This is a genomic window from Kordia sp. (assembly GCF_965283645.1).
Lineage (GTDB): Bacteria > Bacteroidota > Bacteroidia > Flavobacteriales > Flavobacteriaceae > Kordia.
In genome coordinates this window covers 1,070,829-1,094,492 of sequence record NZ_CBDIPG010000001.1, presented here as the reverse complement: position 1 = coordinate 1,094,492, position 23,664 = coordinate 1,070,829, and the positions used below count along the sequence as shown (strand labels likewise).

At 31.7% G+C, this 23,664-nt stretch carries 20 protein-coding genes; 13 read left to right on the top strand and 7 right to left on the bottom strand.

The window, feature by feature from the left end:
* Positions 1-221: 221 nt before the first annotated feature.
* From ACQ654_RS04545 to ACQ654_RS04505, 9 genes are all read left to right on the top strand, one after another.
* A complete protein-coding gene (locus ACQ654_RS04545) occupies positions 222-1,217 on the top strand; it encodes an IS110 family transposase (RefSeq protein WP_430408577.1) in 996 nt (331 codons plus the stop codon).
* Between the two features lie 691 nt (positions 1,218-1,908).
* Complete coding sequence (locus tag ACQ654_RS04540) at positions 1,909-3,816, top strand: hypothetical protein (protein WP_430409135.1); 1,908 nt, start codon at positions 1,909-1,911, stop codon at positions 3,814-3,816.
* Entirely contained in the window at positions 3,813-4,241 is a 429-nt protein-coding gene (locus ACQ654_RS04535) for a hypothetical protein (protein WP_430409134.1), read from the top strand. The genes ACQ654_RS04540 and ACQ654_RS04535 overlap by 4 nt, the downstream gene beginning before the upstream one ends.
* A gap of 43 nt (positions 4,242-4,284) precedes the next feature.
* Positions 4,285-4,707, top strand: a complete 423-nt coding sequence (locus tag ACQ654_RS04530) for a hypothetical protein (RefSeq protein WP_430409133.1) — start codon at positions 4,285-4,287, stop codon at positions 4,705-4,707.
* Positions 4,708-4,770: 63 nt separating this feature from the next.
* On the top strand, positions 4,771-5,673 hold the full coding sequence (locus ACQ654_RS04525) for a hypothetical protein (protein WP_430409132.1): 903 nt from the start codon (positions 4,771-4,773) through the stop codon (positions 5,671-5,673).
* Entirely contained in the window at positions 5,673-6,503 is an 831-nt protein-coding gene (locus ACQ654_RS04520; RefSeq protein ID WP_430409131.1) for a hypothetical protein, read from the top strand. Before ACQ654_RS04525 ends, ACQ654_RS04520 begins: the two co-directional genes overlap by 1 nt.
* Before the next feature lie 642 nt (positions 6,504-7,145).
* Complete coding sequence (gene pfkA / locus ACQ654_RS04515; protein WP_430409129.1) at positions 7,146-8,132, top strand: 6-phosphofructokinase; 987 nt, start codon at positions 7,146-7,148, stop codon at positions 8,130-8,132.
* Positions 8,133-8,163: 31 nt separating this feature from the next.
* Complete coding sequence (gene gap / locus ACQ654_RS04510; RefSeq protein ID WP_430409127.1) at positions 8,164-9,159, top strand: type I glyceraldehyde-3-phosphate dehydrogenase; 996 nt, start codon at positions 8,164-8,166, stop codon at positions 9,157-9,159.
* Between the two features lie 126 nt (positions 9,160-9,285).
* A complete protein-coding gene (locus tag ACQ654_RS04505) occupies positions 9,286-10,155 on the top strand; it encodes an N-acetylglucosamine kinase (RefSeq protein WP_430409126.1) in 870 nt (289 codons plus the stop codon).
* Between the two features lie 62 nt (positions 10,156-10,217).
* Here ACQ654_RS04505 and ACQ654_RS04500 read toward each other — a convergent pair whose 3' ends face one another.
* Positions 10,218-11,255, bottom strand: a complete 1,038-nt coding sequence (locus tag ACQ654_RS04500) for a GMP reductase (RefSeq protein WP_430409124.1) — start codon at positions 11,253-11,255, stop codon at positions 10,218-10,220.
* Between the two features lie 282 nt (positions 11,256-11,537).
* Between ACQ654_RS04500 and ACQ654_RS04495 the strand changes: the two genes are divergently transcribed.
* Genes ACQ654_RS04495 through ACQ654_RS04485 form a run of 3 tightly spaced genes read left to right on the top strand, consistent with a single transcriptional unit; the run spans position 11,538 to position 18,771 of the window.
* Positions 11,538-14,837 (top strand): tetratricopeptide repeat protein, encoded by a 3,300-nt coding sequence (locus ACQ654_RS04495; protein WP_430409123.1) that lies wholly within the window; start codon positions 11,538-11,540, stop codon positions 14,835-14,837.
* Positions 14,806-16,761, top strand: coding sequence for a DUF3857 domain-containing protein (locus ACQ654_RS04490; protein WP_430409121.1), 1,956 nt, complete (start codon positions 14,806-14,808; stop codon positions 16,759-16,761). Before ACQ654_RS04495 ends, ACQ654_RS04490 begins: the two co-directional genes overlap by 32 nt.
* A gap of 45 nt (positions 16,762-16,806) precedes the next feature.
* Complete coding sequence (locus tag ACQ654_RS04485) at positions 16,807-18,771, top strand: DUF3857 domain-containing protein (protein WP_430409120.1); 1,965 nt, start codon at positions 16,807-16,809, stop codon at positions 18,769-18,771.
* On the opposite strand, the gene ACQ654_RS04480 is transcribed toward ACQ654_RS04485, so the two are convergent.
* The 5 genes from ACQ654_RS04480 to ACQ654_RS04460 form a co-directional block, all read right to left on the bottom strand.
* On the bottom strand, positions 18,768-19,466 hold the full coding sequence (locus tag ACQ654_RS04480; RefSeq protein WP_430409118.1) for an RluA family pseudouridine synthase: 699 nt from the start codon (positions 19,464-19,466) through the stop codon (positions 18,768-18,770). The genes ACQ654_RS04485 and ACQ654_RS04480 overlap by 4 nt on opposite strands.
* 205 nt (positions 19,467-19,671) lie before the next feature.
* Positions 19,672-20,490 (bottom strand): 3-methyl-2-oxobutanoate hydroxymethyltransferase, encoded by an 819-nt coding sequence (gene panB, locus ACQ654_RS04475; RefSeq protein ID WP_430409117.1) that lies wholly within the window; start codon positions 20,488-20,490, stop codon positions 19,672-19,674.
* A gap of 386 nt (positions 20,491-20,876) precedes the next feature.
* Positions 20,877-21,185: a YciI family protein gene (locus tag ACQ654_RS04470; protein WP_430409116.1), complete on the bottom strand. Its 309-nt coding sequence runs from the start codon at positions 21,183-21,185 to the stop codon at positions 20,877-20,879.
* 24 nt (positions 21,186-21,209) lie between these two features.
* Positions 21,210-21,701 carry a GyrI-like domain-containing protein gene (locus ACQ654_RS04465; protein ID WP_430409115.1) on the bottom strand — a complete coding sequence of 164 codons (492 nt, stop codon included), beginning with the start codon at positions 21,699-21,701 and terminating at the stop codon, positions 21,210-21,212.
* Entirely contained in the window at positions 21,698-22,576 is an 879-nt protein-coding gene (locus ACQ654_RS04460; protein WP_430409114.1) for a bile acid:sodium symporter family protein, read from the bottom strand. Before ACQ654_RS04460 ends, ACQ654_RS04465 begins: the two co-directional genes overlap by 4 nt.
* 201 nt (positions 22,577-22,777) lie before the next feature.
* Here ACQ654_RS04460 and ACQ654_RS04455 point away from each other — a divergent pair, with 201 nt between their 5' ends.
* Positions 22,778-23,236, top strand: a complete 459-nt coding sequence (locus ACQ654_RS04455; protein ID WP_430409113.1) for a nuclear transport factor 2 family protein — start codon at positions 22,778-22,780, stop codon at positions 23,234-23,236.
* 71 nt (positions 23,237-23,307) lie between these two features.
* On the opposite strand, the gene ACQ654_RS04450 is transcribed toward ACQ654_RS04455, so the two are convergent.
* Positions 23,308-23,532 (bottom strand): hypothetical protein, encoded by a 225-nt coding sequence (locus tag ACQ654_RS04450; RefSeq protein ID WP_430409112.1) that lies wholly within the window; start codon positions 23,530-23,532, stop codon positions 23,308-23,310.
* Positions 23,533-23,664: the final 132 nt, after the last annotated feature.

Sequence of the window (23,664 nt, the reverse complement as noted above, 5' to 3'; positions counted from 1 at the left end):
AAAGTCAATTATTGTAATTTTCTACACCTTTAAAATATTATTTTAAAGGTGTAGAAAATGAAAAAAAAGAACGGAGTGAACTTTTCGTTAAGCTAGCTTAATGAGCTATTCATCGTATTAGTCTCCGTTCTTTATAACTGGTTACTAAGAACCATATAGAATTTCAGGATACTCCTTTTAAAGGTCTTAGTTTATGTAACCATATCTAATCAATCAAATGTATGAAAATAAAAGAAATTGTAGGTATTGATGTTAGCAAGCTAACAATTGATGTTTGTATTCACTTTAATCAATTAAATGAATGTTTTGAAAACAATTCAAAAGGTTTTGCACGAATGCTTATTTGGATAAAGAAGAACATTACTTTAGTTCAAAAACAAACACTATTTGTATTCGAGCATACGGGGATTTATTCACATCAACTTGCTGATTTTCTTGAAAAAGAAAATCTACTTTTTTCCATTGTTCCTGGACTAGAAATAAAAAGATCTCTAGGAATAACTCGTGGTAAGAGTGACCAAGTAGATGCTAAAAGAATTGCACTGTATGGATATCGTTTAAGAGATGAACTTAAACCTAGTACTAACACCTGTTTAAAGATTAAAAAGCTCCATGCACTATTAACATTACGTTCAAGATTAGTTAAACAGAGAGCAGGATTCAAAAGCTCCATGAATGAACAAAAATCAATACTGAATAAAAAAGATTTTGGTGTCTTATTTAAAATCCAGCAGGAATTGATTGATAATCTAACAGCTCAGATAATTATAATTGAAGAACAAATGGAGATAATTGTAAAACAGGATTTAGAACTTACATCTATTTTTGATTTAGTAACTAGCATTAGCGGAATTGGACCACAAGCTGCCTATATGATAATCGTTTATACTAATAATTTTAAGAAGTTCAAGACTTGGAGAAAATTTGCTTCCTATTCAGGTATTGCACCTTTTCCATATCAATCTGGAACCAGCATACGAAAGCAAACAAGGGTATCTCATTTAGCCAATAAAGAAATTAAAGTTATTCTCAATATGTGCGCAATGTCAGCGATACGATTTAACCCTGAAATGAAAAAATACTATCAGAAAAGAGTCAAAGAGGGCAAAAATAAAATGAGCACTTTGAATATTATTAGAAACAAGTTGGTCGCTAGGGTTTTTGCTATTGTAGAAAGAGGAACACCGTATGTAAACACTCTAAAATATACTTCCTGAATTTATTCGGTAAGCTTAAATAATAAAGAAAAATCAACTCACTGTTAAGTAGTAAGCTAAAATTTAGATACAAAACGAACTCATCATTAAGTAAATAGTGAAGAATTTAGTTTTTCATATCAACTTATCGCTAAAGAACAAGTTGAAAAAATTCACTCATCACTTAGTGATTAGTTGTGAAAATAAATGGATTTTTATTTGCTTTTATCATAGAATATAATTAGGATTTACATCAATTTTCATTGCAAACGACTTATTAGAGTCATTATTTGCAACAATTAATTCCTTAAAACGCTTTCCAATTTCAGACATAGTCAAAAAAATAAACAACTTTTGTTGTTATGTTATAACTTTATTTATATATTTGAAGTATATTTGATTAAAAAAGTATTACTAAAGTTATTTTTTTTAGTATCATAGGTTTCATTAAAATTCAAAAATTAATGACTGCGGTAGTACTTTTTTAATACAAAATTCAATTAAAAGTCCAAGATACTAAAAAACTAAAAAAATAAACCTTTAAAACTAATATTAAATACATGAATAATCCCCTAAAAAAAGAGGAAGATTCCTCTGACACAGTTAACTTTTTTTCATTTTATTTATGATTGAGTAACGTATAGAAATTTCCCTTTATCCCTTAAAACTGAATTGCTTTTACAAGAACACATAATCTTTAAAACAATTTTTTATGAGAAATTATTTTTTATCCCCTTTTAGGCTAGCACTGATAGTGTTGGTGTCCCTAATCTTTTTTAATTGCGAAAAAGATGACGGTTTATCTGTTGATGAAACACAAACAGAACAACTAAACAAAGTACAAGTAAATACCCATGATGAAGTTTCTAAAACTGCAATAGACTTTATCAAAATAAAAACCAACAATTCCTTTAAAGTTACAGGTAAAAAAGGGAGAATTATGTTATCCGAAGGTACTGCCAACGGTAAAAACAACAGCTTAGGAACTGTAGATACCAGCAAAGAAGTTGTTGTTATTAATGAAACAAATACCAAGCACACATTTAAAGTCATTAACGCAACTACGACAACTAATAGCATTACCAACCTTATTATTGTAGAAAAAGGTACTACCATATATGAGTATTTCATAAAATATACGTTTGATGGAGCAATACCTTATTTTGAAGGTGAAACCACTGTTGACTTTTCAAAATTTAACGGAACTATAGAAACTTTTGACGATCAAGGAACACCTATTGGTAGTATAACCATTGAAAACGGAGTTATTACAAATGATCAAGGACAATTGAATCCGTGTGATGATGATACCACCAATGACAACAGTAACACCAATACCAATGATGAACCTGCAGACGGAAATACAAGCAGTTCCAGCACAAGTGCGGGAGTTCCTGGTAGTGATGGTGCCAACAATTCTGCACCAAATGATAATACTGGAAATGGTGGTTGGTTTGCAAGTTCGGATAATGATGATTGCGGACTCAATTGGAGCTATGTCGAATGTGGTTGCGGTGGTAACGCCAACGGACACTCCCCTAGCGGACCAAGTTGTTGTAAAGGAAGCCCTTTAATTGTAACAGATTGTAATGGTAATACTTATAGTAATCGTAACAGTTCTGATGTAAACACTATGTTTAAAAGAAATCCTACAGATCCTTGTGATGATGGCTCGGTTGGCGTGATTCTTGATGAAGGTATAATAAGATCAATTTTAAATTGTATTAACGGATTATCACTTAATATGAACGATAACACTACCATAGACCCAGAAATTGCACAGCAAAACAATTTGACACCAAATGATTGGATTGAAATTAGTAACTTTCTAGAGGATACTAATTGTAGTGAAACTGCACAACAGGAAGTTATTGATAATTTAATTGATGAATATGATGATTATAAAATTTTAAATGAATTGGAAGGGAAAGCTCTTTGTGTATACAATAAATTAAAATCGTCAAGTTCTGGTTTTAAAAATGCTATTAAAAAATTTGATGGAGATTTTCCTGTTGCACATTTGAAGCTGGAAAGTGAAATTTTAGATGGCACAGCAAAAGGGTTGACTATACCTCCTGCAAATGGTACATTAATAATAAATTCTCCAGACTATATGATTAGAATTCAAATTAATAGCTCAAATAATCAATATGGGCATCCACAGAGGCCAAATTTGCTAATTGCTAAAACGATTATTCATGAAGTAATACACGCAGAAATGTTTAGAAAGTTATTATCACTAGCAAAGCAAGGACATTTAGATTTTTCAGGTCAGTCAACGGAAGAGCAAACAAACTATATGATTAGCATTAGAGGAGATTTCCCTGGTATTTATGACTATATGCGAAGATACAAAGATTGGCAACACCAACAGATGGCTACTCATTACAGAAAGACTATAGCAAAAATGCTACAAGAATTTGATACAGGTGTTGCAGTTCCTAATAATGTAGAACCACAGCAATTGTATATGGATCTATCTTGGGAAGGACTAATTTATGAAAATGGAAGTAACGCTATTCAAAGTTGGTTACAGTTACCTCAAGTTGAAAGAGACAGGATAGAGTCTGTAATCTCAAATTACATAACTAATAATATTAACGAAATATGTACGGAATGAAAAACTTAACACTACTGCTGTTATTATCAACATTTTTCTGTTTTGCTCAAAAGCAAGATAAAGAAACAGTTTATCTATTATTTGATATGAAAAGTACAGAGACATGTATTGTAGAAGACGGCTCTGGCAACTCAGAGAGGCTAAACAAATACAGAAAATTTAAAGAAAACAACTTAACATTTTTAGTAATATGTAATGAACAATTTGCATACAATCATAAAAAAAGTAAACTAGATACTTGTTCTATTGATATGCTAACCAACTCTAAGATTGTTGATTTAGAGTATATCAAGAAAAAAAAATCTGAGAACGTTATGCGCTACAATCCTTTTAAAAAAATATATATAATCGAAAAAATATCAAATGACAAAGTTTTGAAATATGATGTCACTTGGATTGATGATTGGGTTATGATTAGAGATTGATTATGAGTATAATAGTGACAAATAATAATCAAACTTGTACACCATGAAGAAACTTATTTTATGTCTGACACTATTTTTTATTTCTCAAAATGGATTATCACAAACAAATGACGAAAATACGTATCTATTTTTCGATAACTTATCCAATGAGACTTATAGCTATGAAATTGGCAATGGGAAAATGGGAACAGAAAAGATCTACACTAAAGGAATAAAGAAAAACGGGGAAATCACCTTTTACATCAGAAAAGAAATGTTTTCTTCTAATGTAAAAAAAACTGATACTTGTGTGATAGCTAATTTGAAAAATATCAAAATGTCAAATATTGAAGATATAAAAAAGGAAGTCAATAAAATAAATCCTCTATATCCTTTTAAAGTTTTTCCAAATTTATACTTAGTTGAAAAAATTAATGATTCTACTATTGTAAAATATAAAGTGAAATGGCAATATTATATTGAATAAATATCAGTGAAAATCCTAACTATCATATTATTTTTTATATGCTTCAATTTGAAAGCGCAAACATTGGTAGAAGTAAAAAAGCTAGATACAGTCTATTTTTATTTTTCAGCAAATGAATATCAAAAGAAAAATATTTATGAAGATAATAATGTTAACGATAGTTTAATTATATACGCTTACTACAAAGATGATAAAGAGTTGATTAGGTTAAAATATTCAAAATATGAAGATTTTGATTCTATGTTTGCAGGTATAAAAACCTATAAAAAGTATCATAAAAAACGTTTTCTAAAAAGAAATAAAGATAAGCTCATTACTATTGAATTTCTCAATAAATTAGATTCTAAACAACGTGATGAATTCTTAGGTGCTAGACGATGGAAAAAAAATTTCATCATTGACGAAGCAGAAACAAAAGGAAGAAAAGTTTTGATAAGAAGAGCCTTTGTAAACTCCGATTATAATACAAATGATGTTGATGAATTTAAAATTTTTAGAACACGAAATATTATTCCATTTTATAAAGAATATCAGTTTGATGACAATTTTTATACTTTTTTACTTCCAAAGCTAACATTGATATCTGAAAAAGAGGATCTCTATATTTTGTTTGAGCAATCAAATGGAGTTGTAAAAGAAGATATTAATAATAGCGGAGTGCAAAGAATTAAAGAGCAATATAATTTTAAACTCAATATTAAAAATCATGTTGTATTTTTTCAATTAACGCATAAGCGTAATGCAACTAGTATTTTAGATAAAAAATATGACTTGTTTAAAAAATCATATGAAACTATTTCGCCTAACGACTTAAATAATTTTTCCGAAAAAGAACTCGAACGTTTATTTGCTCGTACTCGAAATATATACATTGTAGAAGACTTCACGAAAAACGACTTTGTAATACCAAAATTAGTGATGCCGACTTCTGAACTTGTTGATTTTGTAAAAAATAATAATGATTGATGAAAAATCACTTTTCAATACTATTCTTTTTCATATGTTCACTTTCATTTGCGTGTGATTGCACAGCTCCTAACTCTGCACTAGAATTTTACAATGCATCATATGTTTTTGAAGGTAGAACATTTTCAAAAATTTATGCGAGGGATTTTCAAACATATATAATAACATTTGAAATTACTAAACACTATAAAGATGGTGCTAAGCCAACAACTTTAAGTTTTATTCTTGATTCTGAAGAAGAATATACAGGCAAATCAAGTTCATGTGATTGGTCAGTAGAATCGAACGAAGAATGGTTAGTATATGCACACTTAGGAAATGATGACTTATTACACTTCGATGGTATTTGTTCAAACTCTAGGCGTATCGATTTATCTCCTATTCACGAATCTGATCAAAAAAAATTAGATTTGGGGAATACGTTTAAAATAGAAAATTATATATATCAATTTGAGTATGGATTTACATATTCAAAACCAATAACTGACGTTAATTCAATTATTGCAACCTCTAAAAAGGGTGATTATAAAAATAATTTTACTGTAATAAAACTGTATATAAATAAGAATGGGGAATTACAAAGCGTTTCAAGTACAAAAGAATTTCATGTTATATATGATTCAATTTTCAAACTTCCTATTGAGTTTGTGAGTAAAAAAAATATTCCATCAAATGATTTTGAAAAAGAAGCCATAGAAATTGCTAAAAAGATTAAAAAGTGGGAGATAAAATACCATAAAAAAACAAAGCTTCCTGTTGCACAGATTCGAAATATTATTTTTCAATATGATAAAGAGAAGAACAAATGGAGTTATGAATTACAGAAATAAAAAATAACACATCAAGAACATTATTTTTTTATAAATGTTTTTACTAGAATGCACTTTTACCGAATACTAGTGCACTGTTCAAGATGTGTTGGTAGGTTTCCTTTTTGATGGAAACATGCTGTTTAGGGCAAGGCGGTTGATATGTATGGCTTACTTTTTTACCGTCTTGCTAACTAAACAAAAGTAAAAAAAATAAAACCGATGTTTAAGAATAGAATATTTTTTAAAGGATTTATAGCAGGCTTCTTTACTGCTATTACCTTTATTATTATCGTCTTGCTTTTTGCTATCTATTATTTTAAATATTCATAACAAACAGAATAATTACCTAGAAACGCTAATAATCGTAAAACTATATTATGTTAAAAATGAAGCCTCAATTGTTATAATTGAGGTTTTCTTTAATTACTTAAACTTGATGTGAAATTGAATCAAAAAAACAAGCTTATTCATACTTAAAAATACTAAATTGAAATAACATAAAAGTTCAAAAAAAGTGAAAAAACACGGTACTAAAACGTTAAATTTCTGAGAACTTATTAACGAAAACGTTTGAAATTTCCGAACACTATAAAATTAGTGTAAACCGTACTATGAAATCAAAATAAGTTTACTAGCTTTACTATTCAAATTAAAAATTGAATGCAAAGTAACATCAAAAAAATAGGGGTAATGACCTCTGGAGGAGATGCTCCAGGAATGAACGCGGCCATCAGAGCTGTAGCAAGAGCATGTTCGTATTATAATGTAAAATGTGTAGGCTACTACAGAGGTTATCAAGGAATGATTGAAGGTGATAGCGTAGAACTTACCGCACGTAGTGTAAAAAATATAGTGAGTAAAGGTGGAACCATCTTAAAATCTGCTCGTTCACTAGAATTTAAAACAAAAGAAGGACGAAAAAAAGCATATGAAAACCTAACAGAGGAAGGTGTAGAAGCTATGATTCTTATTGGTGGAGACGGAACCTTTACAGGTGGAATGATTTTTAGTAAAGAATATGACATTCCAGTAATTGGTGTGCCAGGAACAATTGACAATGATATTTTCGGAACAAAATTTACAATCGGATACGATACTGCATTAAATACAGTAGTAGAAGCTATTGATAAAATTCGTGATACTGCAAGTTCGCACAACCGATTATTCTTTGTAGAAGTAATGGGCCGTGATGCAGGATTTATTGCATTAAATGCAGGAGTTGGAGCAGGAGCGGAAGAAATTCTAATTCCAGAAGAAGATTTAGGGTTAGAACGATTATTAGAATCACTACAAAGAAGTCGTAGAAGCGGAAAATCATCAAGTATTGTAGTGGTTTCTGAAGGAGACAAAATAGGCAAAAATGTATTCGAATTAGCAGAATATGTCACAGAAAACTTACCTGACTATGAAGCGCGTGTATCTGTATTAGGACACATGCAACGTGGTGGGAAACCAACCTGTTTTGATCGTGTATTAGCAAGTAGACTTGGTGTAAAATCAGTAGAACTTATCTTGGACGGACAAACCAATGTAATGGTTGGTGTATCAGATAACAAATTACTGGTAACCAGCATTGAAAAAGCAGTCAAAGGGAAACACACCATTAACAAAGAATTATTAAGAATATCAGATATACTATCAGTATAAATTTAAGAATAGAAAGAAAAAAGAAACTCAAATGACAAGATTAGGAATTAACGGATTTGGAAGAATAGGAAGAATCGTATTTAGAGCAACCATAAAACGTAACAATGTAGATGTAGTTGCAATTAATGACTTACTAGATGTAAATCATTTAGCATACTTATTAGAGTACGATTCTGTGCACGGAAGATTTGATGGAACGATTGAAGTAAAAGATGGAAATCTTGTTGTAGATGGGAAAACAATTCGCGTAACTGCGGAAAGAGATCCTAAAAACTTAAAGTGGGATGAAGCTGGCGTTGATGTAGTTGCAGAATGTACAGGGATTTTTACAACGTTAGAAACAGCAGACTATCACATTCAGGCTGGAGCTAAAAAAGTAGTAATTTCAGCACCATCTAAAGATGCACCAATGTTTGTAATGGGCGTAAACCATAAAGATGTAAAAGCATCGGACAATATCGTTTCAAACGCTTCATGTACAACAAACTGTTTAGCGCCAATAGCGAAAGTATTAGATGATAACTTCGGAATTGAAGAAGCATTAATGACAACAATTCATGCGGCAACATCAACACAATACACAGTAGATTCTCCATCAAAAAAGAACTACAGATTAGGTCGTTCAGCAATGAACAACATCATTCCTACATCAACAGGAGCCGCAAAAGCAGTTGGAAAAGTAATTCCAAAACTAAACGGAAGACTTACAGGAATGGCGTTTCGTGTACCAACAGTTGATGTATCAGTTGTAGATTTAACGGTTCGTTTGGAAAAAGAAACTTCATACGAAGAAATCAAAAATGTATTCAAAGCCGCTTCTGAAGGCGAACTAAAAGGAATTCTTGGATATACAGAAGAAGCTGTAGTATCTCAAGACTTCGTAAGTGACGATCGTACAAGTATCTTTGATGCTGGTGCAGGAATTGAGTTAAACTCTAAATTCTTCAAAATCGTTTCTTGGTATGATAATGAATTTGGATATTCAAACAAATTAGTAGATTTAGCGTTACACGTTAACAACTTATAATATATAAATGTCGCAGTAAGCGCAATCAACTATTAAAAATATTTTGATTGTGCTTACCATGACATAAAAATTACTCCTTTCTAAAAACATTTCCCAAAATCGGGAATTTATTTTTATATTCATCCTATGATTTTAGTAGTAGACAGTGGTTCCACAAAATGCGATTGGATTGCAGTGGATAAAGATGGTAATCAGTTATTAGACAAGCTTCGTACAAAAGGATTAAATCCTGCTATACTAACTGAAAAGAAACTGAAAAAAACCATTAAAAAAAGCAAAGAACTTTCAGCACATCGTCATACCGTTACGCACATATTTTTTTATGGTGCTGGTTGCGGAACTGAAAATCCGCGTTTATTGCTAAAAGGAGTTTTAGAAGGATTTTTTCCAAATGCATATGTTGAAGTAAATGAAGATACACTAGCTGCTGTATATGCTACCATCAATCATGTAACAGAAGCCGCAGTTGTATGTATCCAAGGAACAGGTTCAAACTGTAGTTACTATGATGGTTCAACATTACACCAACGTGTAAACTCTTTAGGTTATAGCCTAATGGATGATGCAAGTGGAAACTACTACGGAAAACAATTAATCCGTGATTATTACTTTAATAAAATGCCAAGTTTCATTCGTGTTGCCTTTGAAGAAAAGTACAATCTTGAAAGTGATTACATCAAATACAATTTATACAAACAACCAAATCCGAATGCATACTTAGCAAACTTTGCAGAGTTTATGTTCCTTAACAAAGATTCTGATTATATTTTAGAGCTTATCAAAAGAGGATTTCGAGAATTTGCTAAAAATATGATCATGCAATACGAAGAAGAACTCAAAACTGTTCCAGTTCACTTTGCAGGTTCTATTGCTTTTTTCTCTGAAAATGAAATCAGAGAAGTAGCCAAAGAATTTGGATTTACAGTTGGTAATATTATCCGCAGACCTATAGATGGCTTGGTAACATTTCATACCAATACTTTAAAAAATACGTAAACTATTTAACTATTAACTATTTAGTTTTAAATTAAATAAAAAGATTTTTTAAGAGCCAAGAGCTACGAATATACTCTATTTTCCTGTTCTGCAACACGAATAAAAGTAGTTCGTTTAGTCAACTCTTTCAATCGTGGAGCGCCAACATACGTACATGTACTTCTAATTCCGCCCAAAATATCCTGAATTGTATCTGAAACATGACCTTTCAATGGAATTTCTACTGTTTTTCCTTCCGAAGCTCTATATTCAGCAACACCACCAACATGTTTTTCCATGGCAGTTTTTGAGCTCATTCCGTAAAATTGCTTGAATTTTTCACCGTTGCGTTCAATCAGTTTTCCACCACTTTCATGATGTCCGGAAAGCATTCCGCCAAGCATTACAAAATCTGCGCCAGCGCCAAACGCCTTTGCCAAATCTCCAGGAGTAGCACAACCACCATCAGAAATAATATGTCCGCCAAGTCCGTGTGCAGCATCAGCACATTCAATAATGGCAGAAAGTTGTGGATACCCAACACCAGTTTTTACGCGTGTAGTACAAACGGAACCTGGACCAATTCCTACCTTTACAATATCAGCTCCAGAAAGAATTAACTCTTCAACCATTTCGCCAGTAACCACATTTCCCGCAATAATCACTTTATCAGGAAACTGCATGCGTGCTTTCTTTACAAAATCTACAAAATGTTGTGAATATCCATTTGCTACATCAATGCAAATAAATTTCAATTGTGGATGTATCGTAAAAATATTTCGAAGCTTTTCATTATCTTTTTCACTAGTTCCTGTACTCACGGCAATATGCGGAATATAACTTTGAGGAACAGATGTCATAAAAGTGTTCCAATCTTCAATACTATAATGTTTGTGAATGGTTGTAAACAATTGCTTAGAAGCCAAGGCTTGTGCCATTTCAAACGTTCCAACGGTGTCCATATTTGCGGCCATAATTGGAATGCCTTTCCACACATAAGAACTATGCAAAAACTTAAAAGTACGTTCTAATGAAACTTCTGAACGACTTTTTAAAGTAGAACGTTTTGGTCGAATCATTACATCTTTAAAGCCTAATTTTATATCACTTTCAATGCGCATGTTGTAAGATTTAAAAGGTTACGACTAAAATTAAAAAGTTTCGGATAAAACTGCTTTTTAATATGTTTAATTTTTTAAAAGGTTATTAACAATAGTGTATACAAGCGCTAAAAAACGATAAAAAAGTGAATTGTTCATGAAAAAAGAGGAATTGTGGTAAGCTTCATTTTGTAATTACAAAAAGAGAAGCTATTTTTAATATTATTATATCACTATAAAAAAATGTATTTTTATGGCAACAACCGAATAATAGCATACATTAACAATCTTTTTATTTAATTTATGAAAAAATTCCCGTATTTCTTTTTACTTCTATTACTTCCCTTTTTAAGTACATCCCAAGAAAAACTTCCACTGATTGATCCTCTACAAATTATTGAACAAATTCAGGAAGAAGAACAAAAAGGCGAAGACGCAAAAGCACTTGCACTCATTGAAAAAATCAACAAAAACGATTCTACGTATTGCTCACTCTTAACATCAAAAGCATACTATCTCATCAATTTAGAAAAATATGATGAGGTTATAAAAATATTAGATGAAGCTGACGCCTATGATTGTGGCGACTCCAAAGCATATTTTTACATAAATAAAGGTGTTGCTTATGCCGCAAAAGAAAACTTTGAAAAAGCTATTGAAGTCTATGATGAAGGCTTGAAACGCTATCCTAAATTTTATAAAATTTGGAATAACAAAGGTACTGCTCTTGCTCGATTAGACAGAATTGAAGAAGCGGCAAAAGTGTACCAAAAAGTCATAACGCTCAATCCATTTTTTAGAGAAGCCTATCTAAAACTTGGAAACTTATGTTACAGACAAGGAAAAATAACACAAGCATTAATGTGCTTTGATATGTATCTATTACTAGATGCTGATGGAGAAGGTGCTTTTGAAACGCTCCGATCATTAAATGATATTGTATCTAACAAAAACGAAAATGAAGCTGATCCTGATGTAGAAATTTCAGAAGATGATGAATATTTTGAAGATATTGATTTGGTAATTGATAATAAAATTGCACTCAATGAAGATTACAAAATTGATCATAAAGTTAATGTTGCTTTGGTACTACAAAATCATGCCATGTTAGCACAATTAGAAAACTACGAAGGAACAGATGGTTTTTGGAGTAAAAAGTTTGTACCATTCTACAAGTGGATTCAAACAAATAATCTTTTTGAAGATTTTGCATACACCTTAGTAGCTTCAATCGAAAACAAAAAATACAAAAAACACGTAGAGCGAAAACAAAAAGACATCGATGCGTTTCTGAAACTGGCAATACAAAAATGGAAAGATATTACAAGTACAAATACACTAGTTATTGATGGTGAAGAAAAAGAAGTGTCATTTTTCTATCAAGGTAGATATGTAGAAGGAGAAGGAAAATTAGAAAATGGTACTCCTATAGGAAAATGGAAATTTTTCAATAGTTACGGACGCTTAACAGGCGAAGGCACATTTAATGAAAGTGGAGAACGTAATGGCGATTGGAAATGGTACAATGAAAAAGGAAAAGTTAGAGAAACAGCTAGCTATGCAAATGGAAAATTAGTAGGGAAAAACAAAGTATACTATGAAGATGGAAGTGTATATATAGATGCAAACTATGCCGAAGGAGAATTGGAAGGTAAATACGAATACTACAATAAAAAAGGCGCATTGATGCAAAAAAAGTATTTCAAAAACGGAAAGCTTAATGGTAAATACATCTCGTACTTTCAAGTTGGTGAGTTATTGCCTGAATATAATATCAACTACGTAGATGACGCTCCAGATGGTAAAATTTTAGAATACTATGCAAACGGAAAAATATATAGAGAAATACAATATGCCAATGGAAAAGGAAATGGTGTTGAAAAACGATACAATCTAAAAGGAGATGTCACTTCTGAAGCCAACCAAAAAGATGGTGAACTAGATGGCGATTATACCACCTATCATACGAATGGAGCTATAAATGAAAAAGGAGTCTATGTTAATGGCAAACCAAGTGGAACGTGGCTTGTGTATTATGATGATAAAACTGTTAAGGATGAATATACTTACGTCAAAGGCAAACTCAACGGACTATACAAACATTACGATACTGACGGAAAAATACATAACGAATATGTATATCGTAAAGGGGAAATAATCTCATACAAATTTTATGACAAAGCTGGTAAAATCATAAAACAAGCAAAGAAAAAAGGTGGCGAGTTTCAATACAAAAGTTATTCTCCGCAAGGAAATATTACTTCAGAAGGAATATATGATATTGAAGGTGGAAAAGAAGGCGATTGGAAATTCTACACAAATCATGGCGTACTAAGCGAAAAAGGTTCATACAAAGAAGGCAATGCAATTGGAGAACATACCACGTACTACAAAAACGGACAACAACAATCGGTTATAAACTACAATGATGAGGGCTTAGAAGACGGTTACCACGCTACGTATTACTCAAATGGACAACTAAAACATCAATGTTGGTACAAAGACGGAAAAGAATTTGGCGAATATCATGATTATTACTTAGATGGAACACCAGAAAATGTCTATTTCTATCACAAAGGTGAACTACATGGAATACAAAAAGAATATACCAATACAGGAAAACTAGAAAGAAGTTTAAAATACAAATACGGAAATTTATTGACGGATGAATTTTTTGATCAAAATGAAAAATCGTATCAAAACATCAACTATACAAAAGACGCAAAAGATGGTATACTTTCTTACAACTACACAAATAACAAACCAAATGTATCTACAAAATATGTAAATGGTATAAAACACGGTGAATCTATTACATATTCTTTCGATGGAAAGAAAAGAGCAGAAGGTATGTATATAAATGGTAATGAAAACGGCAAATGGACTTGGTATGATGAAGATGGAAATATTTCGTCAGTTCAAAACTACTATCAAGGAAATTTACACGGAGAATTAATAGGATATCATACAGATGGAACAATTACCAGAAAAACAACATACCACAGAGGTAAAGAAGAAGGAATGTCTACATCGTATTACAACAATGGTAAAGTAGAAATTTCTACACCTTACAAAAACGGAAAAGAACACGGACGTAAAGAATTTTTCTGCCCACTAGGAAACTTACAACTAGTACGTTTTTATGATCATGGACGATTAGTTGGTTACAGTTACCTAGGAACTGATGGAAAAGAAAAAGAAATGATTCCAATAAGCAACGAAACTGGAAAAATAGAAGCATTCTATGACAATGGAAAAGTTTCAAGAGTAATGGAAGTAAAATATGGCGACTTTACGGGCATCTACAATTCGTACTACTATGATGGAAAACCAGCAAATGAAATGACCTATGTAGACGGAGAATACAACGGAATCATCAAAGAATACTATGAAAATGGAAATCTGAAAAATGAAAAAGAATACAAACACGGAAAGCTTCATGGGAATACAAAACTGTACCACGAAAACGGAAAATTAAAAATGGAAGCTACCTTCGTAAATGATGAAATTTCAGGAGCAGCAAAATATTACGATGAAGCAGGAAAACACACAAAAACAGAATACTATTTTAATGGAGAAATATACGAGTCAAAAACTCTTTAAAAACATACATATACTGATCATAGCACTGATCTCAACAAGCGCTATGTTTGGACAAAAATCTTCAGAATATACCAATCTGAAACAGAAATATCCAAATGCAGATCAAGTTACATTACAAGAAGAAACAACAATAGAAATCAAACTAAAAAAAGGAAACCTTGATATTATACAACGTTTCTTAGAAGAAGATATCTATCTAAATGAAAGCGCAACGTACAAATCCAAACGCTCGTTAAGCTTCTCTTCATTCTTCGAAATGGAAAAGGTTGAAGCGTCTGCATTTACATATACAAAGGGAAAATACAGAGAAACTGAAGTAAAAGAATTCAAGGAAAAGGACGAATTAGGTCAATCGTTTCATGATGATACAAAATCATTAAACTTCATCTATCCAAACCTTAAAGAAGGTTCAAAAACGAAGTTAGAATATTCGGAAAAAGTAAAAAATCCACGATTCTTAAGTCCATTTTACTTTGGCGGATTTTCACCTGTAAAACATCGAAAAGTAACCATCATTGCAGACAAAGACGTTTCATTACAATTCAAAGAATTTAACACAGAAAACGTTCCGATAAACTTTTCAAAAAAAGAAAAAAGAGGAAACATTATTTATACGTGGGAAATTCAAAATATGGACGAATTTGATTACGAAGAAAATGTTCCAACCTACAAAAATGTATTGCCACATATTGTACCGATCATCACATCTTACAAAGATGAAGAAGATAAAGACGTAAAACTATTAGGTGAAGTTGCAGACTTGTACAATTGGTATTATTCGTTGGTAAAAGACGTAAACAAACAAGAATGTGATCAAGAATTGGTAACAATTGTCAACGAAATAACGGCTGACAAAGCAAACGATTTAGAAAAAGTTAGCGCCATTTACTATTGGGTACAAAAAAACATCAAATACATTGCATTTGAATATGCTTTGGGCGGTTTTATACCAAGAGAAGCCAATGATGTGTACAAAAAGAAATATGGCGATTGTAAAGACAATTCGAGCATCTTAGCAACCATGTTAGACATTGCCGGACTCAAAGGAAATCTCACTTGGATAGGAACACGAAGCATTCCGTATTCGTACGAAGAAGTGCCAACGCCAATTGTAGACAATCACATGATTTTATCGTATCAATATGAAGGAAAAACATACTTTTTAGATGCAACAGGAAGGTATTTGCCAATCGATTTTCCGTCGTCATTCATACAAGGAAAAGAAGCCTTAATTGGAAATGGAGAAGGTGATTTTAGAGTAGAAAAAGTTCCTGTAATAGAAGCCATGCAAAATGCTACAATTGATACAACATACATTTCAATTGATGGTGAAAACATTGTTGGAAAAGGAAAAATTGAACTTTCAGGTTATGAAAAAAATTACTATTTCAATTACTTGGAAAGTATCAAAACGGATGAGAAACGAACATCTTTCTACAACAGTATCTTACGCAAAGGAAGCAATAGCTTTTTGGTAGATAACTTTAAAGAAAAAAATCTGTATGAATATGATAAAAACTTCATCATTGAGTACGATTTCAACATTGCAAACTATGTAAAAAGTATTGATGATGAAATCTATGTGAATCTGAATCTAATCAAAGATTTATCTACTTTCAAAACGAAGCGAGATAGAAAACATGAAATCAAAAATACATATAAAATTCACTACAACTATCAAACAATATTTGACATTCCCGAAGGATATGAAATATCATACTTGCCTGAAAATGTTGAGGTTAAAAATGAGTGGATTCGATCAGCAATCACATACAAGCGTAAAGGAAACCAACTATTGTACAGTCACAATGGAGAAATAAACTACTTAAGTTTAGCTGTTGAAGAACAGAAAAAAGTAAACAAGCTGATCAAAAAAATTGAAAAAAACTTTAAAGAAATTATTGTGCTAAAAAAGAAATCATAACAATACAAATTAGTACTTTTTAGATACAAAATTAGAACATATCGCATGAAAAAAATACTCCTAAGTTTATTTTTAATAGTATCAATTCAATTGGTAATTGCACAAAATATTCCTGAATTTAAATCCTATGATTGGCAAGAAAATCCAAGTTACTCCATAGATGAAAGCGAAAAAGAGGAACAAATTATTACGCTAAAAGAACATGTCATTACAGAGTTTTTCTTTGAAGAATCAAATGCACTAACAGAATACTTTTTAGAACATAGAATTGTTTGGTTAAACTCAGATGAAAAAATTGAAGACTACAACAAAATCTACATTCCATATGCTACAAGCTCTAACATTGAAGTAAGCAAAGCGCGTGTAATCAACAAAAAAGGTGAAATTTTAGTCTTAGATGATTCCAAAGTTCTAACGGCAGTTAACGAAGAAACAGGAAGTAAATACACTTATTTTGCACTCGAAGGAATTGAAAAAGGAAGCTTCATTGAATATTTCTATGTAGTAAAAAAGCGTCCATCATACAAGGGAAGAAAGCTGTCTTTACAGACATCACATCCTAAAAAAGAAATGAAATTTGACTTATACGCTCCGAAAAATTTACTCTTTGCTTTCAAAAGTTACAACGGAATTCCGGATGCCGAAAGAGATACAATAATGGCGAACAAAAAGCATTGGAATATTAGCGTAGAAAACATGAAACCACTTGAAAGAGAAGCGCAATCGGCGTACGATGCGCAAAAAGGTTTTGTAGTGTATAAGCTTGACAAAAACTTGGCAACAGGCGTAAATGATATTTCTTCGTATGGTGAAGTAGCTCAAAATATTTACAGTTATTATTATCCTGAATACACAAAAAAAGAGCAAAAAAAGATTAAAAAATTTATCGCTGAAGCGGGAATTGACAAACTGACGGATCAAGAAGAAATTATCAGAAAACTTGAAATATTCATCAAAACAAATGTATTCAGTTCAGAAGGTGTTGATGCAAATCTAGAAGAAACGTTGGACAAAAAAGTTGCTGATGAATCTGGTTTTATAAGTTTATATACAGCGGTTTTCAACACGTTAGGAATCAAAAATCAACTAGTAATTACTTCCGACAGAACAGAATTGAAGTTCGATAAAAAGTTTGAAGCAAACAACTTTCTAAGAGATTTCTTAATCTATTTACCAAAATATAAAAAATACCTTTCACCAACAGAACTCGATAGCAGATACGGTTTTCCGCCTGCAAATTTAACAGACAATTACGGCTTATTCATAAAAGAAGTAAAAGTAGGCGATTACAAATCTGCTGTTGATAAAATAAAATACATCAAACCGATCAAAGCTGATCAAACCATTGACAAAATGAACTTTGAAGTATCATTTGATGAAGATGATTTCACAATTATAAACGTAAACTTTACCAATGAACTTACAGGTTATTACGCATTATACATACAAGCGTTTGCAAATCTTTTCAATGAAGAACAAAAAACGGAATTGATAGAAGAATTTGGAAAAAGAATTCATAAAGATGCTGAAATCATTAGTAAAGACATGAAAAATGCCGCTCCTGAATTCTTCGGAATACAACCATTAATTGTAAATACAGTTGTAGAATCGGACGCTTTGGTAGAAAAAGCTGGGAGAAAATACTTGTTTAAAGTTGGTGATTTAATTGGACAACAAATGCAATTATATCAAGAAAAAAAACGTGTCTTGCCAGTTGAAAATCAATTCCAACGTAGTTATGTGCGAACGATCAAAATAGAAATTCCTGAAGGTTATCAAATAAGTAATTTAGATGCTATAAAAATTGAAAATGCATACACTAAAAAAGGAAAAAAAGTTCTTTCGTTCTTATCTGATTATGAGTTAAATGGAAATACATTGAACATCACTGCAAACGAATATTACAAAATAAACATTGTTGCCGCTTCTGAATATGAAGAATACAGAAAAGTGATCAACAGTGCGGCAGATTTCAATAAAATCACGCTAATTTTAGAACCGAAGAGTTAAGCTGTACACGCATCCCAAACAGGATCTTTTGGCAAAGGAGCAATAATTTCCAACGATTCTTTCTTTACAGGATGCGTAAAGACCAACTTGCGCGCATGTAAATGTATACTTGCATCTTTATTAGAACGATCAAAGCCGTATTTCAAATCACCTTTAATAGCACAACCAATCGTTGCTAACTGCGCTCTAATTTGATGATGTCTTCCTGTATGTAACGCAATTTCTAACAATACATAACGATCTAATTTCTTCCTAACAGTATAGTCTAAAATTGCCTTTTTGCTTCCATCAATTTCTTTTGCAAACGCTGTCGATTTATTATTCTTTGGATTCTTGCGAAGCCAATGTATTAATGTATCTTCTGTTTTCGGAGGTAGATTTTTAACAACTGCCCAATACGTTTTCTTAGCTTTCTTTTCTGCAAACTGAAGATTCAATCGCGGTAATGCTTTTGAAGTTCGAGCAAAAACAATAATACCAGTTGTTGGTCTATCCAAACGATGTACAACGCCTAAAAATACATTCCCAGGTTTCTTATACTTTTCCGCAATATATTCTTTTACAACATCACTCAGTGGTTTATCGCCCGTTTTATCACCTTGAACAATATCGCCTGCACGTTTATTCACAACAATCACATGATTGTCTTCGTAAAGTACTTGAAGATTATTTTTTGTGGAAATTACTTTGGACATTTTTCAGACTTCTTATCTTATATATTGGATTATTGGATTTTTAGAATTGATGTGTCTGTTAAAATAGTTTACTAGTTAAATACTAAATATTTCTCGATACAAAATTTTATCTAATTTCACTCGAAATGACGTTTTGAGTATCCATAATAATTAATTTTACTCACAACTCACAACTCACAACTCACAACTCACAACTCACCTAAAACTAATATTGCTCAGATTCATTAGGAAAATCAACCGATTTCACATCAGCTGAATATTGTTTAAAAGCATTTGTCATTTCTTCATACATATTCAAATAACGGCGTAAAAAGCGAGGATTAAACTCGTGTGTCATTCCTAACATATCGTGTGTCACCAATACTTGTCCATCAACACCATTTCCAGCACCAATTCCAATTACAGGAATCGTGAGACTTGCAGCAACTTCTTTTGCCAATGTAGCAGGAACTTTTTCTAAAACAATCGCAAAACAACCTGCTTTTTCAAGCATTTTAGCATCTTCCTTTAACTGTTGTGCTTCTTCTTCTTCTTTGGCGCGAACCGTGTATGTTCCAAATTTATAAATAGATTGTGGTGTTAAACCTAAATGTCCCATTACAGGAATTCCAGCATTTAAAATTCGCCTAATCGATTCTTTAATTTCCTTTCCACCTTCAACTTTGACGGCATGTCCACCAGATTCTTTCATAATTCGAATCGCAGAACGCAATGCTTCTTTCGGATCAGATTGATAGGTGCCAAAAGGCAAATCGACCACAACCAACGCTCTGTCAATAGCTCTAACTACAGATGATGCATGATAAATCATTTGATCTAAGGTAATTGGCAATGTTGTTTCGTGTCCTGCCATTACATTACTTGCAGAATCGCCAACTAAAATAACATCAATTCCTGCACCATCAACAATTTTTGCCATGGTATAATCATAAGCGGTCAACATGGAAATCTTTTCTCCATTGCTCTTCATTTCCACTAGTGACTTTACCGTCACTCTTTTGTATTGTTTCTTTGCTACTGACATTTCTTAAATTATTTGTAATTCTGTAAAAGTAAGGATAATTACGATATGCTTACAATTAAAAAGAATGCAATTAAATTGCTTTTCAATGCTTGAATTTTTAGGATCTAAATATTTACTGGTTGCATAAATTACATATTCGTAATAGAAATAGTACAAACTACTGTTTATCTGTAATTAAATGGGTGTTTTTTCATAATGCCTTTTCGTAATTCCATAGTATATTTGTTTAATGTTTTACATTAAAATCTAAACAGATGTTAACGCATTTGTTTATATAATATTATACGTTTTGTACACAGCTTAGCGGTATAATATTGAAAGATTTGTAACAACAAGTTAGTTTAGTTAATCCTAGGAATCTTATAGTGCGATTATTAGTAAGATTCCTAGGTTTTGTAATGTATACTATCTTCTTGTAAAAAAGCAAAAGCTTCCGAAGTTTTGCTTGGGATAAATTCGATTACTTCATAAGTTGCCAAATCATTAATTTTAAAAGGATCTTTCTCTAAAACAGCTACTAGTTCATCTTTATTTTTCATGGTTGATAAAATAATCCCGCCAGTTCTTGGCACTTTTCTGCCAGAAACTTGAAAATTGCCTAGTTTGTAGTGTTCATTCAAATAATCAACATGATCTTTTAAATGTTGATTCACAATTTCTAAAGAGACTTTATAAGTGATTGAAATGATATACATACATATAAGTAATAAAAAGTATTTTTACTGTTTTTCTTTAATAGGAATCCAAACTTCTTCTTGTGAATTTTTATCTGATGGATTGTAATTTTCTCCCAAAACTTCAAAATGCGGTCTGTGGTCTAATTCATAACTTGAATTTGGCAACCATTCTCCAAAAATATAATTTGCCAATACAGGAAAACCTTCAGGCAATCCTTGATACATAAAAACGGCATACAAACCAGATTCAATTGTCAAGGTTTCCATATCATCTGGAATAATTTCAAAACTTGAAACTTCAATCATGGCTAATTTTGTAAACTCAGTTTGCGGATTGAAATTTTCAAAATAGGAACGATCATCATACATTTGAATCGAATAAAAATCTGTGCCAACTGTATTTTTGACATGTTTTCTATTTTGCATAAAACGTCTCCATAAAATTGGAGTTGTATTAGCAACTAAAGACATGCGAGCAGATTTCCCAATGAGTTTTTTCTGCAAAAGCCTTTGTATAGTTGGTTCGTTTTTCATGAATTAATAACTGAATCTTTTCGTTTTCCAAAATACCACATTAAAATACTTCCTGTTACAAACATCCAAATAGAATATGCTACAATAGGAATTGCCATGTCTAAATTATTCAAAATTGTTGTGGCAATTACAATGGCAAGTGTTCCGTTTTGAATACCACTTTCTACGGTAATTGAAATAGAATCTTTTAAGTTGAGCTTAAATAGGCGAGCGGTTACATAACCTAAGGCCATTGTTGCAATGTTTAACAATAAAGTAACCAATCCGACTTGTTTCATAGCATCACCTAAAAATTGCCACTTAGCCGCTACAATAGCAACAAAAATCAACACAAAAATAACTGTAGAAGCTGTTCGCATTGGTTTCTCCATTCGTGTAGCAAACGCAGGTTTAAAACGACGAATAACCATTCCTATTGAAATTGGAATGATAATAATAACAAGTATTTGAAGTATAATATCTACCACAGGCAATGCAATGACAACATCAGAAGTACTGCCAAAATAATCAAGCGCAAACGATAAAATAGCTGGAATTGTCAAAATTGTTGCAAAGCTGACAATAGCTGTCAATGTCACTGACAGCGCTATATTTCCTTTGCAAATTTGCGTAATCAAATTACTAGTTGGTCCACCTGGCGCGGCGGCTAAAATCATTAATCCAATTGCCATCGTTGCATCTAAATCAAACGCAATTGCCAATGAAAAACCAATTATTGGTAAAAATATAAGCTGATTCACAATACCTATAAAAGCAGCTTTTGGATATTTTGTAATACGGGTAAAATCTTTTGGAATCAAGGTCATTCCCATACCGAGCATAATAATACCGAGCGATAAAGGAAGTAAAACTTTGGTTAAAATAGTAGTAATCATTGGTTGGTTATTTTTGGAAAAACAATGTAGTGATAATAAATGAAATGAAGTTTCTGCGTGTGTTATTTTCTAAACTAAAAAAGAACATTTCATAACATATAGTATTCTGAAGATATTTACTATTGTTAAAAATCTTAAAACTATGGTAAATCTCAATTAGATTTAATTTATTTAAGCTAATTTTCTAAAAAACCAATCAGCATGAAACCCTATATATTCTTTCTAATTTTAGTAGTAAGCTTTCGCTTGAATGCACAAACGGAAGACGAAAAAGAAGCGAAACAAGCGGTTATACAATTCTTTGACGGATTTCATAAAAAGGATTCAGTCATGATGCAAGCAGTTGTTCATAAAGATATCATTTTGCAAACAACATTCATGACCAAAAAAGGAGAAGCGGTTTTACGAAATCAAAAAGCAGATGGTTTTATAAAAGCGGTTGTCAGTAGAGCGGATAGTCCAACGTGGGAAGAACGCATATCATCATACAATGTACAAGTAGATGGAACAATGGCAAACGTTTGGACGCCGTACGAATTCTGGTTGGACGGTAAGTTCTTGCATTGTGGCGTAAATTCGTTTCAACTTTTCAAAGACAATGGCAAATGGAAAATTATCTACTTAATTGATACACGACGCCAAAAAGGTTGTCAGGAATAATTATAAGTATATCTTCAAAATATAAAGAGACGAATCATAGCTCGTCTCTTTATAATTGTTTCATTTAATGCTTATCCAACAGTAGGATCATTTGGATCTATAGTATCCGTAATGGTGTCTGTTGATGTATGCGTATACGTATCGGTACATGTATCTGTAAATGTATCTGTAAATGTGTGGGTGAACGTGTGAGTAAAAGTTCCAGTAATTGATGCTCGCCCTCCTGTAATACCGACGTTAAGATTAGAGATTGATTTCTTGTTAAGCGCTAATGCTTTGATACTTCTGTTTTTCATGATTAATAATTTTATGGTAAATAATACACTGAAGTTACTGAAAAAAGAATATAAAAATCTTAAAAAAAATGTAATATTTTTGATAATATTTCTCACGAAATTACATGTGATTGTGTGTATCAAGAAAAAAGC